This is a genomic window from Stenotrophomonas sp. YJH_SMC_110 (genome assembly GCF_059369255.1).
In genome coordinates this window covers 380,193-395,201 of record NZ_JCAFSM010000002.1, presented here as the reverse complement: position 1 = coordinate 395,201, position 15,009 = coordinate 380,193, and the positions used below count along the sequence as shown (strand labels likewise).

Here is a 15,009-nt window from a genome sequence, read left to right as displayed (position 1 = left end):
AGGTGGATTCCTTGGGCACGCTGGACGCCGAAGGGCGGCGTCGAAGGGCAGCAGCGGCGGAATCGTAGAAGCGGCGCGTTACATGTCATTTACACGCCACATGCGGAATCCTTGCGTTCCGAATGGTTTACCGTCCGGAAGGCGAGGCGATTGCCGGCCAGCGGCCGGCATGGCCGTTATTCGAACGAGCCGACCGAATCGTGGGCCAGGTTGTCGAAGCGGGTGTACTCGCCGAAGAACTTCAGCTTGCACGAGCCGGTCGGGCCACCACGGTGCTTGCCGATGATGATCTCGGCCAGGCCCTTGTCCGGCGAGTTTTCCTTGTTGTAGTAGTCGTCGCGGTAGATGAACACGATCATGTCCGCGTCCTGCTCGATTGCGCCCGACTCGCGAAGGTCGGCCATCACCGGGCGCTTGTCGGTACGCGTTTCCAGCGAGCGGTTGAGCTGTGACAGCGCGATCACCGGCACATTCAATTCCTTGGCCAGGCCCTTCAACGAACGCGAGATCTCCGAGATTTCGGTCGCGCGGTTTTCGCTGTTGCCGGGCACGCTCATCAGCTGCAGGTAGTCGATCACGATCAGGCCGAGGTCATGCTCGCGCTTGAGGCGGCGGCACTTGGAGCGCAGCACTTCCGGCGACACGCCCGGCGTATCGTCGATGAAGATCTTGGTTTCCTTCAGCATCTTGATCGCGCTGGTGACGCGGCTCCAGTCCTCGTCTTCCAGCTGGCCGGTACGCAGGCGCTGCGCGTTGATGCGGCCATTGGAGGAAATCAGGCGCATCGCCAGCTGCGATGCCGACATTTCCATCGAGAACACCGCCACGCCCTTCTTCGACTTGATCGCCGCGTACTCGGCGATGTTCAGCGCGAAGGTGGTCTTGCCCATGGCCGGGCGCGCCGCGAGGATGATCAGATCGGTCGGCTGCAGGCCGGCGGTCATCGCATCGAAATCGGTGTACCCGGTCGGCAGGCCGGTGATGTTGCCGCCGTTCTCGAAGCGATTGCGCAGCTCCTCGAATGCATCCTTCAGCGCACCGGGCATGGCCACGAAATCGGTGCGACCACGTGCGCCCTGTTCGGCAATGGCGAACACGCTCTTTTCCGCCGAGGCCAGCAGCTCGCTGCTGTCGCGGCCTTCGGGCTGGAAACCGTCGTTGACGATGTCGGTGCCCACCTGGATCAGCTGGCGCAACACTGCCTTGTCACGCACGATCTCGGCGTAGGCCACGATGTTGGCAGCCGACGGCGTGGTACTGGCCAGTTCGATCAGATAGGCACCGTCGCCCACCAGTTCCATCTTGCCCTGCGACTCGAACCACTCGCCCAGGGTCACCGCATCGAACGGACGCTCGCGCTCGGAGAGCTCGCGGATCGCCCGATAGATCATCTGGTGGTCGCGACGGTAGAAGTCGCCTTCGGTCAGCTGGTCATTGACCCGGTCATACGCTTCGGGCGCCAGCATCAGCCCCCCCAGCACCGCCTGCTCGGCTTCCACCGAATGCGGCGGTACCCGCAACTGGTCGATGCGCGACTCGTCGCGATCGCGATCGAAGCCATCACCGCGCTCTCTGCGGTTGGAACGGAAGCCGGGACGAGCGGACATGCTGCGGTGTTTCCTGCAAAAGTGGGCCAGACGAGTGTAGGCATGCGCCGACCCCGGCGACCATGGACAAGCCTGTGGATAAGCCGTGGAGAAACGGGGGATATCCGCCGGCGCCTGGCCAGACTGGCGTGGGGGCGTCGCACTGCCTGCGACAGGCGCCATTGCGGCACCCGAGCGGAGCATTATCGCAGATCAGGCGCCACGGGTCGGAGCCCGTCGCTGCGCGTCAGGATCCGACCCCGGGGCGTGGTTGGGGTCGGATCCCTCTGCGACGCAGGGAACTCCGACCCCGCAGGCGTCAATCGCCCTTGACGTGCACCGCGATCAGCGCCAGGAACCGGTCCACGTAGCCCTGCAGGAACTTCTGCGTGCCCTCGTTGTGGATCGTGCCGTCGGCATCGATCAGGCCCTCCTTGAAGTGGATGAACGCCTCGGGCTGCCCAAGCACATGCATGTCCAGGAAGGCCAGGGTGTTGCGCAGGTGCTGCTGGGCCACGGCGGTACCGATCTGCCCGATGGAGGCGCCGATCACCGCCGCCGGCTTGCCGGCAAACGCACTGTCACCGTAGGGACGCGAGCCGATATCGATGGCGTTCTTGAGCACGCCCGGCACCGACCGGTTGTATTCGGGGGTGACGAACAGCACCGCGTCGGCGGCGCGCACCTGGTCCTTCAGCCGGGTACCCTGCGCCGGGTACTGCGCGTCGAAGTCCTGGTCATACAACGGCAGGTCGCCGATCTGCACGTACTGGAAGCGTGCGCGATCACCGGCGATCTTCTCCAGCGCATGGGCCAGCTTGCGGTTGCACGAGTCCTTGCGCAGGCTGCCGACGAACACGGCGATGGTGGGGACGGACATCGGGACATACTCCTCATGGTGCGGGAGGCCCAGCCTAGTCGCCGGGCCCGTGCAGGCCGGTGAAGATCAGCCGCCCACAATGCCTGCGCGCACCTGCCGCCAATGCGCCTGCCAGGCCTGGAACATCAGCACGTTCCACAGATGGGTATGCCACTTGCGCTGCCCTCCCAGGAACTGCTGCCACAGCGGCTGCACCGCCGCCGCCGACAGCACGCCCTCACGCTCCAGCCGCGCCGGCTGCAGCAGGTCCTCGGCCCAGGGCCGCAGGTCGCCTTTCAGCCAGTCACTGACCGGCGCGCCGAAACCGCGCTTGGGACGGTGCACCATCGAATGCGGCACGTAACGGCCCAGCACGCGCTTGAGCAGCACCTTGCTGGTGGTCTCGCTGCGCTTGAAGCCCAACGGCAGCGACCAGGCGAACTCGGCCACCCGCCAGTCCAGCAGCGGTGCGCGCGCTTCCAGGCTGACCGCCATCGAGGTGCGGTCGACCTTGCACAACAGATCGTCCGGCAGGTAGGTCACGAAATCGGCCAGCATCATCGCGTCGGCCGGCGTACCCGCGCCGTGCAGCGGATCGGCCAGGTCGTAGAAGCTGCCGGCGGCCCGCGCGCCGGTCACCGCCGCGGCCGGGTCGCGCCAGCGCGAGATGCGGTTGCGGTAGACGTCGCCGATGCCACGCGCACCGGTCTCGGCCAGCAGCGCGGCCAGGCCGCCGGTGCGCGAGGCTTCGCCCTGCTGCTGCGCACGCGCGCCCATCCAGCGCCGCAGCGGCCCCGGCACGCGGCCGAGCATCTGCCAGTTGCGCAGCGCGCGTACATACCGGGTATAGCCGAAGAACAGCTCATCGCCACCGTCACCAGACAGCGCCACGGTCACGCCCTGCCGCGCCAGCCGGGCGACCAGCGCGGTCGGCACCTGCGACGCGTCGGCAAAAGGCTCATCGAACATCGCCGGCAACTGCGGCACCACCGCCAGCGCGTCGGCGCCGCTGACGTACAACTCGGTATGGTCACAGCCCAGGTGGGCCGCCAGCTCCCGGGCCAGCGGCGCCTCGTCATGTCCCGAATCGGTGAAGCCGATGCTGAAGCTGTGCACCGGCTGCCCGCTCTGGGCCTGCATCAGCGACGCCACCAGTGAGGAATCGGTGCCACCAGACAGGAATACGCCGACCGGCACGTCGGCCACCATGCGTAGCGCCACCGCGTCGCGCAGCAGCGTGTCCAGCTGTTCCTCGGCGTCCTCGATGCGGCCCTGGAAGGGTGCGGCCAGCGCCGCCTGCATGCGCGCGCGCGCATCCCAGTACGGCCGCTGTGCCTGTTCCGGACGATGCGCGGATGCGCCGGCAGCGACGGCCGCCGCGTCCAAGCGCAACACCCGGCCCGGCATCAGCTTGTAGCAGCGCTGGTGGATGCTGTGCGGCGCCGGGATGTAATCCAGCCGCAGCAGCAAGGTGAGCGCATCGCGGTCGATGTCGTTGTCGAACGCCGGGTGCTGCCAGAGCGCCTTCAGTTCCGAACCGAACACCAGCGTGTCGCCGGCCCAGCCGTAGTACAGCGGCTTCTTGCCGACGCGGTCGCGGGCCAGCCACAGGCAACGCTCCTGGCGGTCCCACAGCGCGATGGCGAACATGCCGTTGCAGCGCTGCAGGGTGTCTTCCACGCCCCATTGCAGGATCGCCGCCAGCAGTACTTCGGTGTCGGAATGGCCGCGGAAGGCATGCCCCAGCGGCTCCAGTTCCTCGCGCAGGGCGGCGAAGTTGTAGACCTCGCCGTTGTAGGCCATCACGTAGCGGCCGTCGGCCGAGGCCATCGGCTGGTGGCCCAGCGGGGACAGGTCGAGGATGCTCAGGCGGCGATGCGCCAGCGCGATGCCCGCCTCGGCATCAACCCAGCTGCCGCCATCATCGGGCCCGCGGTGGTGCAGCGCCTGGCCCATGGCCAGGGCCTGCGCCTGCAGCGCCTCGGCCGACGCCACCGGCGCCGGCAACAACATTCCCGCCAATCCACACATGCATCAGGGTTCCTGCGCCAGGTCGAGGGCGGCGCCAATCACCGCATTGTCGCTTGGAAGCCCGAACATTGCTGCCCCCGCCAGTGGCGTGTAGGTGTCGGCACCGCAGACCCGGCGCAACGGCAGATGGCCGAACCCGGCCTCGACCAGCGCGGTGACCACGCCCTCGCCCACCCCGCCGCTGTGGCGGCCTTCATCCAGCACCAGCACCCGCCGTGCGCTGGCGGCCTGGGCAGCGATGAAACCGGCGTCCAGCGGTACCAGCCAGCGCAGGTCGACCACCCGCACCTGCCAGCCCAGCTGCTGCTCGATCGCCCGCGATGCGCGCAATGCCATCGGCACGCCGTTGCCATAGGTATAGATCACCAGATCGCCGGCCTCCGGCGCATAGACCCGGCCCTCCCCCGGCACCAGCGACTGGCCCTGTGCGGGGAAGTCGAACAGCCACTGGCCATCGCCGGCTTCGTGCAGGTCCTTGCTCATGTACAACGCGATCGGCTCCAGGAACACCGCCACGCGCCCATCCACCCGCGCCAGTGCGGCCAGCGTGCGCAGCATCATCACCGCATCGTCGCCACGCGACGGGCAGCCCACCACCAGCCCCGGGATGTCGCGCAACGCGGTGATCGAGTTGTCGTTGTGGAAGTGGCCACCGAAGCCCTTCTGGTACCCCAGCCCGGCCACCCGCACCAGCATCGGGTTGCGGTACTGGTCGTTGGAGAAGAACTGCAGCGAACACGCTTCGCCGCGCACCTGGTCGATGGCGTTGTGCAGATAGGCCAGGTACTGGATCTCCGGAATCGGCAGCATGCCCAGGTTGGCCAGGCCCTGAGCCATGCCCAGGATCATGGTCTCGTCCAGCAGGGTGTTGAACACCCGGCGTGGGCCGAAGCGGCGCAGCAGATCCTTGGTGACGGTGTAGACACCGCCCTTCTGTGCGACGTCCTCACCGAACAGCAGGCTCTGCGGATACTTCGCCAGCAGTTCCTGCAGGGCATGGTTGATCTGGATCGCGAGGTGGCGTGGCGCCTGCCGTTCGGGCAACGCCTCCGCACCGCCATACAGCGCTTCACGCGTTCCGGCGGGCACCTCGCGCCGTGCTTCGGCCTGCACCGCAGCCGGCGTATAGGGCGCAAGCGGCTCCATCACTTCCCGCAGCGACTGCAGCTTCGGCCGTCCTTCGGCATCGGCGGCGGCGGCCATGCAGCGCGCGCGCATCGTCTCGTAGGCCACCTCGATGGCGGCCGCATCCATCCAGCCCGATTCCATCGCGATCTGTGCCGAGCGCAGCAGCGGATCCTGCGCCTCGGCCGCGCACAGCTCGGGCAACGCGCGCCATTCCACCTCGAAGTCGGTGCCGGCGTGCCCCATCAGGCGCGTGGTGCGCAGATGCAGGAAGGTCGGCCGCCGCGTACGCCGGCAGTGCTCCACCGCCGCCTGCACCTGCGCATGGCCGGTGGCCAGGTCGAGGCCATCGGCGTAGAAGTAGTCCAGCCCGGGCTGACCGCTGAAGCGTTCGGCGATCCAGCCTTCAGGCGTTTTCACCGAGATGCCCAGGCCATTGTCCTCGCAGACGAACAGGACCGGTGCCGGCAGCTTCTGGTAGGCCGACCACATCGCGGTGTTGAACGCGGTCTGCGCGGTGGCATGGTTGGCCGAGGCGTCGCCGAACGAGCACAGTACGATGCTGTCGGCCGGAATCGGCAGTTCGTGGCCCAGCCGCTTGCCGCTTTCGAGGGCCAGCGCGGTGCCCAGCGCTTTCGGCAGATGCGAGGCGATGGTCGAGGTCTGCGGCAGCACCCACAACGGTTTGCTGCCCCACACCTTGTGCCGCCCCCCGCTGGCCGGGTCATCGGCGCTGGCAGCAAAGGACAGCGCGGCATCGCGCAGCGGGTCGATCCCCGGCACCTGGCGTGAGCGCTCGGCCATGAAGGCACCGGAGCGATAGTGCAGGAATGCTGGATCCGTATGCCGGCAGGCCCGCGCCAGCAGCGCATTGCCTTCGTGGCCGGATGAACCGATGGTGTAGAAGACCTTGTTCTGCACGCGCAGCACGCGCGCCATCAGGTCCAGCTGGCGGCTGGCCAGCTGCGAATCGAACAGCTCGCCAAACGCGGCGGCGGTAAGCGTGCTGCCCGGCAGGATCGGCGCATCCGGCGCCGGGCGCGGGCGCGGGGTACCGCGCCAGCCACGCACCGCGTCGAGGAAATTGGCGTCGCACACGTCGGCGCGGTTGAGCACGCGCATGCGTGCGGGAATCGGATCTGGAACCACAGCGAACATCGAACACCCTCCGTGTCGTTGTTGCATTCCGCCCGGGGTTGGCCAGGCGCTACCCTGTGGGGATCACCTTGGTGAGAGTCATGCGGCCTCGAAGCGGGCGCGCACCTCGGCGGTCACCGCCGGCATCGGCAGGAAGCGCGGCTGCCCGCGCACGCGCTGCAACCAGGCGCGAACTTCCGGGAACGGCTGCAGGCTGATTCCACCCTCGCCTGCGACGTCGGTGTAGGCGAACAGCGCGATGTCGGCGATGCCGTACCCACTGCCGGTGAACCATTGCGCATCACGCAGGTGCTGCTCCATCACCGCCAGTGCAGCGGCGGCGCGCTCGTGCAGGCGTGGCAGTTCGGCGCGGCGCGGCGACCCAGGCGGGGTCCAGCCGCGGATGAAGCGCGCGACCGCTACGCACGGCTCGTGCGTGTACTGCTCGAAGAACATCCAGCTCAGTGCCTGCGCGCGCTCCCAGCCATCGGTGGGCAGGTAGGGCGTGCCTTCGGCCAGCCAGAAAAGGATCGCATTGGACTCGGTCAGCACGCGGCCATCGTCGCGGACGATCAACGGCACCTTGGCATTGGGATTGAGCGCGAGGAACTCGGGGGTGTGGGTCTGGCCGTGGGCACTGTCCACTTCCACCCAGCGGTAGCGGCTGCCGAGCTGCTCCAGCAGCAGGCGGACCTTGTGGCAATTGCCTGACACCGACATGCCGTGCACCGTCAACGGGACGCGCTCTTCCACCATTGCCTGCTCCCTCGGATCCGGCCGGCGGCCGGCTGCGTGCAGTCTGGCAAGCACGCCAGTGAATGCCAAGCGCGGGTGCAGCATGACTACACGGTAGTGCCGGCCGCTGGCCGGCATCCTCGATGCAGCTGGATCCAAGCGATTGCCGGCCAGCGGCCGGCACTACCAAGCCACGCTCAGCGCGCGCGTTGCCGCCACTGTTCGCGCGACTGGCCCCAGATCTGCATGGGCTTGTCGTTGTATGGCGCTGGCAACTCCCCCATGCGCAGCAGGGTGCTTCCCAGCTTGCGTGCCACGGCCCGCGAGTTGTCGTTGTCCTCGGCGATGGTATGGATCACCTCAGCCCAGCCCAGCGTATCGAACGCCCAGTCGATCGCCGCGACCGCCGCCTCCGGCGCATAGCCCCGGCCCCAGCTGGCATGACGGATGCCCCAACCAACCTCGGTACCCGGCCAGTCCTGCGGCTGCCACGGTCCCATCCGCCCGATCCAGTCGCCGCTGGATTTCTCGATCACGCTGAACATCGAGAAGCCGAACAGCTGCCAGGCGCCAGCCAGGCTGCAGAAACCGCGCCAGGCCACCGAGGGTGGCTGCACGCCGCCCAGGGTACGCATCGTGGCCTCGTCGGCGCAGAACGCCAGGTACGGCTCGTAGTCCTCGCGAAGCAGCGGGCGCAGGATCAGCCGCTCGGTTTCGATGCGCAGGTCGAAGATGCTCATGCCGGCTCCATGTCGAAGGGGGCACCCATGATGGAGGATGGCTTCCCTGCGCGGATGAATATCGCCGGTCGCAATGAAACGGGCCGGCATGAGCCGGCCCGTCAGGTACTGCATGCTGCGCCGGGATTACTGGCGCGTGGCTGCGGCAGTGGCACCGGCGGCAGCGGTCTGCGTGACCAGCTGGCCATCGACCACCGGCAGGCGATCGCTGGCCGGCTTGTTGTCCATGCGCACGGTCTTCTCCGCGCCGTCATAGCGGTAGGTCACGTTGTAACCCTTCACCACGTCGTTGGTACCCATGGCAATGCGGTTGCCCGGCTTGCTGGCCATGCGCATGGTGCCAGTGGTGCCGTCCTCATTGCGGTAGGTCACGTTGTAGCCGGTGACGCGGCTCGACTCGGAGGTGGCGGTCTCGGTGTGGCACTGGCGCTCGGTGCGGTTGACCACGCGGCCACCCACATGGCGCTTGTCGATCTGGTTGCCGATGAAGCCGCCGGCCACGGCACCGGCGGCGGTCGCGGCCTTCTTGCCGTTGCCGCCACCGACCTGGTTGCCGAGCAGGCCACCCACCACCGCGCCAACCACGGTACCGCCAACGTTGCCATCACGTTCCGGCAGGCGCTCCTGCACCGTCACGTCCTGGCAGACTTCATGAGGAGTCTGGGTCGTGGACGTTTCGCGCACCGCATCGGTGCCGATCACGGTGGCGTAGGCCTTCTGCTTCTCGGTGATCGGGTCAACCTTCAGCACATCGGCATATTCAAGCCCGCGCGGCGCGGACGGGTCCAGCTTGTCACCACGTGCGCCGTCGTCAGAAGCGTTACCTTCAACGAGGCGCGATTCACCATTGGGGGTTCCGGCGCTGATGGAATCGGGCGACTTGTCACCACTCTTCATGAAGGCGGCGGTGGCGATGCCACCGACCAGCAGCGCGCCCGCTGCGACCAGGACAGTTGTAGTTGTGCTTTTCATGACCTGCTCCTTGCGGACCATCCGCAACGTTCTCGGGGCAGATTGCAGCATGCGCTGCCTGAACGGAATCTCCACATTTCCTGCTCATTCCGATAACCCATTCAGCATCGGGAAATGCTGGGCCCGTGGTAGCGTTTGCATATTCCCCACGAGGCTTCCCGCCATGGCCAACCCGATGCTGCTGCCGGTACTGCAATGGGCCCGCCGGCTGCGCTACCCCACCCTGTTCAAGCTCACCGCCGGCCTGTTCGTGCTGACCTTGTTCATCCCGGACCCGATCCCGTTCGTCGATGAGCTGGTGCTGGGCTTCGGCACGCTGCTGCTGGCCAACTGGAAGAGCCGCAACGCCGCAACACCTCCGCCGCTGGAACAGCGTTGAGCATCCTGGTTGACAGCCACTGCCATCTGGATGCCAGCGGGTTCGACCGTGACCGCGCTGCGGTGATCGAGCGTGCGCAGGCCGCGGGGGTGCGCCAGCAGGTGGTACCGGCGGTGACCGCGGCCAGCTGGCCGAAGCTGCGTGAGGTCTGCCAGCAGGCGCCGGGGCTGTACCCGGCCTACGGCCTGCATCCGATGTTCCTGGCCGATCACCAGCCCGGGCACCTGCCACTGCTGCGCGAGTGGATCGAGCGCGAACGCCCCTGTGCGATCGGCGAATGCGGCCTGGACTTCTTTGTCGAAGGGCTGGACGCCGACGCCCAGCAGGCGTATTTCATCGGCCAGCTGGAACTGGCCCGCGAATTCGAGTTGCCGGTGATCGTGCACGCGCGACGCGCGGTGGATGCGGTGATCGCCGCCATCCGCCGCGTCGGCGGCCTGCGCGGCGTGGTGCACAGCTTTTCCGGCAGCCCGGAACAGGCCGCGCAACTGCACAGGCAGGGCTTCCTGCTCGGCCTCGGTGGCCCACTGACCTACGATCGCGCGCAACGGCTGCAGCGGCTGGTGCGCGAGATGCCGCTGGAACAGTTGCTGCTGGAAACCGACGCGCCCGACCAGCCCGACGCCGGCATCCGCGGCCAGCGCAACGAGCCAGCGCGGCTGGCGACCATTGCCCGGCACGTGGCCGCACTGCGCGGGATGGAGCTGGATGCCGTGGCCCAGGCCACGACGGAGAATGCGCGGCGATTGTTCGCGCTGCCGGCAATGTAACGGGTAGGTGCCGGCCGCTGGCCGGCACGATCCATCACACCGCGCTGGCCTCTACCGCATCCACCTTCACCTTCTTCGGCTCCAGCAGCATCTCCAGCGCCTTGCCAACCGCCGCGAAGGCGAACGCGCCGGTGATGTGGGTTGCCGCGCCCAGGCCGGCACCACAGTCCAGCTTCAACGCCGCATCGGCGCCCAGGTTCGGACGGATGCCGCAGACGCTGCCATCGGCCTGCGGGTACTTCACATTCTCCAGCGAATACACCGCCGGTACGCCGAAATAGCGCTTGGCGTTCTTCGGGAAGTTGAATTCGCTGCGCAGCTTCTTGCGGATCAGCGCCAGCATGGCGTCGTGCTCGGTGCGAGAGACATCGCGGATGCGCACCAGGGTCGGATCGGTACGGCCACCGGCGGCACCGACGGTCAGCAACGGCAGCTTGCGGCGGCGGCACCATGCGATCGTCTCGACCTTGACCCGGAAGCTGTCGCAGGCATCGATCACCAGATCGAACCCCCGGTCCAGCAGCTCGGCCATGTTGGACACGGTCAGGAATGCCTGCACCGCGTCGACCCCGATGTCCGGATTGATCGCACGGCAACGCTCGGCCATCGCCTCGGCCTTGTTGCGGCCGTAGTTGCCTTCCATCGCCGGCAGCTGCCGGTTGGTGTTGGACACGCAGATATCGTCGGCATCGATCAGGGTCAGGTGGCCGACGGCCGAACGGGCCAGCGCCTCCACCACCCACGAGCCGACGCCGCCCATGCCGACCACCGCCACGCGGCTGCCCTGCAGGCGCTCGAGTGCACCCACGCCGTACAGCCGTTCGATGCCGGCGAAGCGTTGTTTGACCTGTTCGTTCATCGGGCTATTTTAACGTGCAGGTGCTGGCGCCCGCAGTACGCCGGCGTCGAACCCACCGTTGCACGCCCGGAGTGCCCGCATGAATGCCAGCCCGCCCCGCCGCCTGTCCAGCGCCCATCGCTACCTGTTCGTGCTCTGCCTGGGCCTGCTGATCGGCCTGATCGCCACGGTAATGGTCGGCCGCGCCCTGCAGGCGCGTCGCGATCCGTTCCCGGGCAGCCTGATGCAGGTGATGCAGCGGCAGTCACAGCTGCTGCAGCAGGCCCAGCTGCAGAACCGCTGCAGCCTGGCTGACAGCGTGCCGCGGCTGCAGGTGCTGCGCCTGCTGTCCAATGACCTGGACCAGGCGTTTCCCGGGCTGAAGGACAGTGCGCAGTTCCAGCAGCACGCCAGCCAGCTGCGCGGCAACCTCAACACGGCGCTGGCCTCCCCCCCCGGCGACTGCAGGGCCCTCGCCCAGCTGGTGGAAACACTGCAGGCGGACTGCCGCGCCTGCCACCAGGATTTCCGCTGAGCCGCATTCATCCTGCAGCCGGGCAGCACGCACACGGTTGGCGCGTTGTTCACGTTCGAAAGGAGAGGATTCGTCCACCCTGCTGCACGACGCAGTACCACCCAACCCACCCGCCTTCACGGCCAGGAGACGCCCCATGAAGATCCAGCTCATCGCCGCCAGCGCCATCGCTACCCTTGCGCTGGCTGGCTGTGCCACCTCGCCCGGTTACAGCGGCGGTGGTTACAACAACGGCTACAACAACGGCGGCTACGGCAACAATGGCGGCTACAACCAGGGCCGTTGCGCTGACTGTGGCATCGTCACCCGCATCAACACCGTGCCCTCGGGCCGCACCGCGCCCAGCGCGACCGGCGCGATCCTCGGCGGCATCGTCGGCGCCGTGGCCGGCCATGAAATCTCCGACCACACCGGTGGCAGCCGTGGCAACAAGAACATCGCCGCCGCCGCAGGCGCGGTCGGTGGTGCCCTGGCCGGCAACCAGATCCAGAAGAACGTCACCAGCGATACCTATGACATCAGCGTGCGCATGGATGATGGCCGCACCATCGTGGTCAACCAGCGCGATCTCGGCGGCATCCGCGAGAACACCTACGTGCGAGTCGTCAATGGCAAGGTCATCCTGCGCTGACCTGCACCGGGCCAACGGCAAAGAAAAAGGCCCGCTTGCGCGGGCCTTTTTCATGCCGACGGGCGGCGGGTATTACACCGGCTGCACCTTGTCAGCCTGCAGGCCCTTCTGGCCCTGCACGACTTCGAAGCTCACAGTCTGGCCTTCCTTGAGGCTCTTGAAGCCCTGGGTCTCGATGGCGCGGAAGTGCACGAACACGTCCTCGCCATTCTGCCGGCTGATGAAGCCGAAGCCCTTCGCATCATTGAACCACTTTACGGTACCGGTCTCGCGCTCAGCCATCTCACTAACTCCCTTTGACTCTCTCTTGTTGTTGGAAACGCCCGGTGGGCGGCTGACAAGCAAGGGGGAAGCGAGGTGCATCGATGCAGCGGATCGGAAAGATCTTGCTTCATCAGGCCACGATCCACGGTGACCTTGCCAAGCTCAGCGACTGCAACTTAACCCGCCCAAAACGAAAAAGCAACTGGCAAAATCTTTCACTGTCAACCCCAAAACGGCCACCATACGGGACAGCATGGGACTCTCATTCATCTTATATCTGCTAGCGGTCATTTTTGTCCTGATCGGCTTCGCCGGCATCATCCTGCCGGCCCTCCCGGGCATCCCGCTGGTGTTCATCGGGCTGCTGCTGGCGGCCTGGGCCGACGGCTTCGCCCACGTCGGCTGGCCCACCCTGGTCGCGCTGGGCGTGCTGACCCTGCTTTCACTGTTGGTGGACGTGCTCGCCACCGTAGTTGGCGCGCAGCGCGTCGGCGCCAGCCGCAAGGCCCTGTGGGGCACCTTCGTCGGCAGCATCGTCGGCCTGTTCTTCATGCCCATCGGCCTGTTTGCCGGACCGCTGGTCGGCGCCCTGCTCGGCGAGTACTGGCACACCCGCGAACTCGGCCGCTCGACCAAGGTGGGCCTGGCGACCTGGCTCGGCATCCTGCTCGGCCTGGCACTGAAACTGGCGGTGGTGATCGCGATGCTGGGCCTGTTCGCGTTCGCCTGGTTCTTCTGAGCCACCCAGCCTTCACGCCACGCGCACGCCGTGGCCGTGCATAAACGGTGGGGCTGGCCGCGATCCGGTGCAGCCGCCACACTGTGCGATTCCCGTATCCATCGAAGGGCCTGCTGCAATGACCCTCCCCACGCTGCTTCCCCGTCTGGCGCCGCTGGCGCTTGCCCTGGCCAGTGCACCGTTGGCTGCGCAGGAGTTCGCGCCCAGCGCCGACACCTCGCCGGCCGCCTGCGCGGCGATCACCACCGACGCGGCCCGCCTGGCCTGCTATGACCGCCTCTTCGGGCACACCCCGGAGGCCACCGCCGCCGCCGATGCCGCCGCCGAATCGGCTGCGCAGGCGCGCCGCGAGGAACGACAGACCGCGCGCGTGAGCCAGGGCGAGGAAAAGCTGCGCGAGCGGGTCAGCGACCTGTTCCGTCCGGCGGCACCGGACAGCGCGCTGGCCAATGCTGGCCGCGGTTCGCTGCTGGACAGCCGCTGGGAGCTGGCCGAGGACTCCAAGCTGGGGCCCTTCCAGCTGCGTGCCTACAAGCCGGTGTACCTGCTGCCGGCGTTCTGGACCAGCGACCGCAACACCACGCCGCATTCGCCGAACCCGGCCAACAGCGTGACGACCCCGCAGGTACTCGACAGTGCCGAGCTGAAGTTCCAGATCAGCTTCAAGACCAAGATCGCAGAGAACCTGTTCGGCGACAACGGCGACATCTGGGCTGGCTACACCCAGAGTTCGCGCTGGCAGGCCTACAACAGCGAGGATTCGCGCCCGTTCCGCGAAACCAACTACGAACCCGAAGTGATGATGGTGTTCCGCAACGGCTACTCGATCGGTGGCTGGCGCGGGCGCATGACCGGTATCAGCCTCAACCACCAGTCCAACGGACGGGCCGATCCGCTCTCGCGCAGCTGGAACCGGGTCATGCTCAACATCGGCCTGGATCGCGAGAACTGGGCGCTGGTGCTGCGCCCGTGGTACCGCATCCCGGAAAGCCGCAGCGAAGACAATAATCCGGACATCGAGGATTACATGGGCCGGGGTGACGCGACCCTGATCTGGAACCGCAACGGGCATGAGGTCGCGCTGATGGCGCGTCATTCGCTGCGCACCGGCAGCCGCTCCCACGGTGCACTGCAGCTGGATTACGGCTTTCCGATCAGCAATCTGCTGCGTGGCCATGTGCAGGTCTTCGACGGCTATGGCGAGAGCATGATCGACTACAACCACAAGGCCACCTATGTGGGCGTGGGCGTGTCGCTGCTGGAGTGGTTCTGATGGACGTGACGATCTGGCACAACCCGGCCTGCAGCAACTCGCGCGGCGCACTGAAGCTGATCCGCGATGCGGGCTTCGACCCGGTGGTGATCGAGTACTTGGGCACCCCACCCGACGCGGCCACGCTGCGCCAGGTGCTGGCCGAGTCGGCCCTGAGCGCGCGCGACCTGGTGCGCAGCAAGGAGACCCAGTTCGCCGAACTCGGGCTGGAAGATGCCGACGATGCCACCCTGCTGGCTGCGATGGCCGAACACCCGCGCCTGATCAACCGCCCCGTGGTGCGCACGCCCAAGGGCACACGGCTGTGCCGCCCGCCGGAAACGGTGCTGGAGATCCTGTAACGGAAAAGGGGACGGAGGGGATTAAGTCGTTTGTGCACAAACGACTTAATCCCC

16 protein-coding genes are annotated in these 15,009 nt (G+C 67.1%); 7 read left to right on the top strand and 9 right to left on the bottom strand.

Features of this window, described 5'->3' with window-relative positions; translation table 11 throughout:
• Positions 1-176: 176 nt before the first annotated feature.
• From AC5P6H_RS06485 to AC5P6H_RS06455, 7 genes are all read right to left on the bottom strand, one after another.
• A complete protein-coding gene (locus tag AC5P6H_RS06485; RefSeq protein ID WP_014647708.1) occupies positions 177-1,607 on the bottom strand; it encodes a replicative DNA helicase in 1,431 nt (476 codons plus the stop codon).
• A 298-nt stretch (positions 1,608-1,905) separates the two neighbouring features.
• Positions 1,906-2,466: an NADPH-dependent FMN reductase gene (locus AC5P6H_RS06480; protein ID WP_014647710.1), complete on the bottom strand. Its 561-nt coding sequence runs from the start codon at positions 2,464-2,466 to the stop codon at positions 1,906-1,908.
• 66 nt (positions 2,467-2,532) lie between these two features.
• A complete protein-coding gene (asnB, locus tag AC5P6H_RS06475) occupies positions 2,533-4,476 on the bottom strand; it encodes an asparagine synthase (glutamine-hydrolyzing) (RefSeq protein WP_180835894.1) in 1,944 nt (647 codons plus the stop codon).
• Between the two features lie 3 nt (positions 4,477-4,479).
• On the bottom strand, positions 4,480-6,759 hold the full coding sequence (locus AC5P6H_RS06470) for a thiamine pyrophosphate-dependent enzyme (protein ID WP_046431612.1): 2,280 nt from the start codon (positions 6,757-6,759) through the stop codon (positions 4,480-4,482).
• Positions 6,760-6,837: 78 nt separating this feature from the next.
• Positions 6,838-7,494, bottom strand: a complete 657-nt coding sequence (locus AC5P6H_RS06465) for a glutathione S-transferase family protein (RefSeq protein WP_046431688.1) — start codon at positions 7,492-7,494, stop codon at positions 6,838-6,840.
• A 176-nt stretch (positions 7,495-7,670) separates the two neighbouring features.
• Entirely contained in the window at positions 7,671-8,213 is a 543-nt protein-coding gene (locus AC5P6H_RS06460) for a GNAT family N-acetyltransferase (protein WP_053495598.1), read from the bottom strand.
• A 126-nt stretch (positions 8,214-8,339) separates the two neighbouring features.
• The gene (locus AC5P6H_RS06455; RefSeq protein WP_032958908.1) at positions 8,340-9,185 is read right to left on the bottom strand and encodes a glycine zipper 2TM domain-containing protein; all 846 of its coding nucleotides are present in this window, start codon (positions 9,183-9,185) and stop codon (positions 8,340-8,342) included.
• A 163-nt stretch (positions 9,186-9,348) separates the two neighbouring features.
• Here AC5P6H_RS06455 and AC5P6H_RS06450 point away from each other — a divergent pair, with 163 nt between their 5' ends.
• Positions 9,349-9,564 carry a DUF6116 family protein gene (locus tag AC5P6H_RS06450; RefSeq protein WP_014647716.1) on the top strand — a complete coding sequence of 72 codons (216 nt, stop codon included), beginning with the start codon at positions 9,349-9,351 and terminating at the stop codon, positions 9,562-9,564.
• A complete protein-coding gene (locus AC5P6H_RS06445; RefSeq protein WP_032958897.1) occupies positions 9,561-10,334 on the top strand; it encodes a TatD family hydrolase in 774 nt (257 codons plus the stop codon). Before AC5P6H_RS06450 ends, AC5P6H_RS06445 begins: the two co-directional genes overlap by 4 nt.
• A 34-nt stretch (positions 10,335-10,368) precedes the next feature.
• Here AC5P6H_RS06445 and AC5P6H_RS06440 read toward each other — a convergent pair whose 3' ends face one another.
• Positions 10,369-11,193 (bottom strand): tRNA threonylcarbamoyladenosine dehydratase, encoded by an 825-nt coding sequence (locus AC5P6H_RS06440; protein WP_049442438.1) that lies wholly within the window; start codon positions 11,191-11,193, stop codon positions 10,369-10,371.
• A gap of 79 nt (positions 11,194-11,272) precedes the next feature.
• Between AC5P6H_RS06440 and AC5P6H_RS06435 the strand changes: the two genes are divergently transcribed.
• On the top strand, positions 11,273-11,707 hold the full coding sequence (locus AC5P6H_RS06435; protein WP_014647719.1) for a cytochrome c: 435 nt from the start codon (positions 11,273-11,275) through the stop codon (positions 11,705-11,707).
• Positions 11,708-11,843: 136 nt separating this feature from the next.
• Positions 11,844-12,338, top strand: coding sequence for a glycine zipper 2TM domain-containing protein (locus AC5P6H_RS06430; protein WP_005417545.1), 495 nt, complete (start codon positions 11,844-11,846; stop codon positions 12,336-12,338).
• 72 nt (positions 12,339-12,410) lie between these two features.
• Here AC5P6H_RS06430 and AC5P6H_RS06425 read toward each other — a convergent pair whose 3' ends face one another.
• Entirely contained in the window at positions 12,411-12,620 is a 210-nt protein-coding gene (locus AC5P6H_RS06425; protein ID WP_014647720.1) for a cold-shock protein, read from the bottom strand.
• A gap of 235 nt (positions 12,621-12,855) precedes the next feature.
• Between AC5P6H_RS06425 and AC5P6H_RS06420 the strand changes: the two genes are divergently transcribed.
• The 3 genes from AC5P6H_RS06420 (at position 12,856) to arsC (ending at position 14,955) form a co-directional block, all read left to right on the top strand.
• Complete coding sequence (locus AC5P6H_RS06420; RefSeq protein WP_346601788.1) at positions 12,856-13,341, top strand: DUF456 domain-containing protein; 486 nt, start codon at positions 12,856-12,858, stop codon at positions 13,339-13,341.
• Positions 13,342-13,459: 118 nt separating this feature from the next.
• A complete protein-coding gene (locus AC5P6H_RS06415; protein WP_053496454.1) occupies positions 13,460-14,614 on the top strand; it encodes a phospholipase A in 1,155 nt (384 codons plus the stop codon).
• The gene (gene arsC / locus AC5P6H_RS06410; RefSeq protein WP_014647723.1) at positions 14,614-14,955 is read left to right on the top strand and encodes an arsenate reductase (glutaredoxin); all 342 of its coding nucleotides are present in this window, start codon (positions 14,614-14,616) and stop codon (positions 14,953-14,955) included. The genes AC5P6H_RS06415 and arsC overlap by 1 nt, the downstream gene beginning before the upstream one ends.
• The last annotated feature ends 54 nt before the right edge of the window (positions 14,956-15,009 follow it).

What these genes read in the sequence shown, in the direction of transcription:
- AC5P6H_RS06455 (WP_032958908.1), bottom strand. Translation starts at nt 9,185, where the DNA reads ATGAAAAGCACAACTACAACTGTCCTGGTCGCAGCGGGCGCGCTGCTG.
- asnB (WP_180835894.1), bottom strand. Translation starts at nt 4,476, where the DNA reads ATGTGTGGATTGGCGGGAATGTTGTTGCCGGCGCCGGTGGCGTCGGCC.
- AC5P6H_RS06420 (WP_346601788.1), top strand. Translation starts at nt 12,856, where the DNA reads ATGGGACTCTCATTCATCTTATATCTGCTAGCGGTCATTTTTGTCCTG.
- AC5P6H_RS06435 (WP_014647719.1), top strand. Translation starts at nt 11,273, where the DNA reads ATGAATGCCAGCCCGCCCCGCCGCCTGTCCAGCGCCCATCGCTACCTG.
- AC5P6H_RS06485 (WP_014647708.1), bottom strand. Translation starts at nt 1,607, where the DNA reads ATGTCCGCTCGTCCCGGCTTCCGTTCCAACCGCAGAGAGCGCGGTGAT.
- AC5P6H_RS06460 (WP_053495598.1), bottom strand. Translation starts at nt 8,213, where the DNA reads ATGAGCATCTTCGACCTGCGCATCGAAACCGAGCGGCTGATCCTGCGC.
- AC5P6H_RS06470 (WP_046431612.1), bottom strand. Translation starts at nt 6,759, where the DNA reads ATGTTCGCTGTGGTTCCAGATCCGATTCCCGCACGCATGCGCGTGCTC.
- AC5P6H_RS06450 (WP_014647716.1), top strand. Translation starts at nt 9,349, where the DNA reads ATGGCCAACCCGATGCTGCTGCCGGTACTGCAATGGGCCCGCCGGCTG.
- arsC (WP_014647723.1), top strand. Translation starts at nt 14,614, where the DNA reads ATGGACGTGACGATCTGGCACAACCCGGCCTGCAGCAACTCGCGCGGC.
- AC5P6H_RS06440 (WP_049442438.1), bottom strand. Translation starts at nt 11,193, where the DNA reads ATGAACGAACAGGTCAAACAACGCTTCGCCGGCATCGAACGGCTGTAC.
- AC5P6H_RS06425 (WP_014647720.1), bottom strand. Translation starts at nt 12,620, where the DNA reads ATGGCTGAGCGCGAGACCGGTACCGTAAAGTGGTTCAATGATGCGAAG.
- AC5P6H_RS06415 (WP_053496454.1), top strand. Translation starts at nt 13,460, where the DNA reads ATGACCCTCCCCACGCTGCTTCCCCGTCTGGCGCCGCTGGCGCTTGCC.
- AC5P6H_RS06480 (WP_014647710.1), bottom strand. Translation starts at nt 2,466, where the DNA reads ATGTCCGTCCCCACCATCGCCGTGTTCGTCGGCAGCCTGCGCAAGGAC.
- AC5P6H_RS06430 (WP_005417545.1), top strand. Translation starts at nt 11,844, where the DNA reads ATGAAGATCCAGCTCATCGCCGCCAGCGCCATCGCTACCCTTGCGCTG.
- AC5P6H_RS06465 (WP_046431688.1), bottom strand. Translation starts at nt 7,494, where the DNA reads ATGGTGGAAGAGCGCGTCCCGTTGACGGTGCACGGCATGTCGGTGTCA.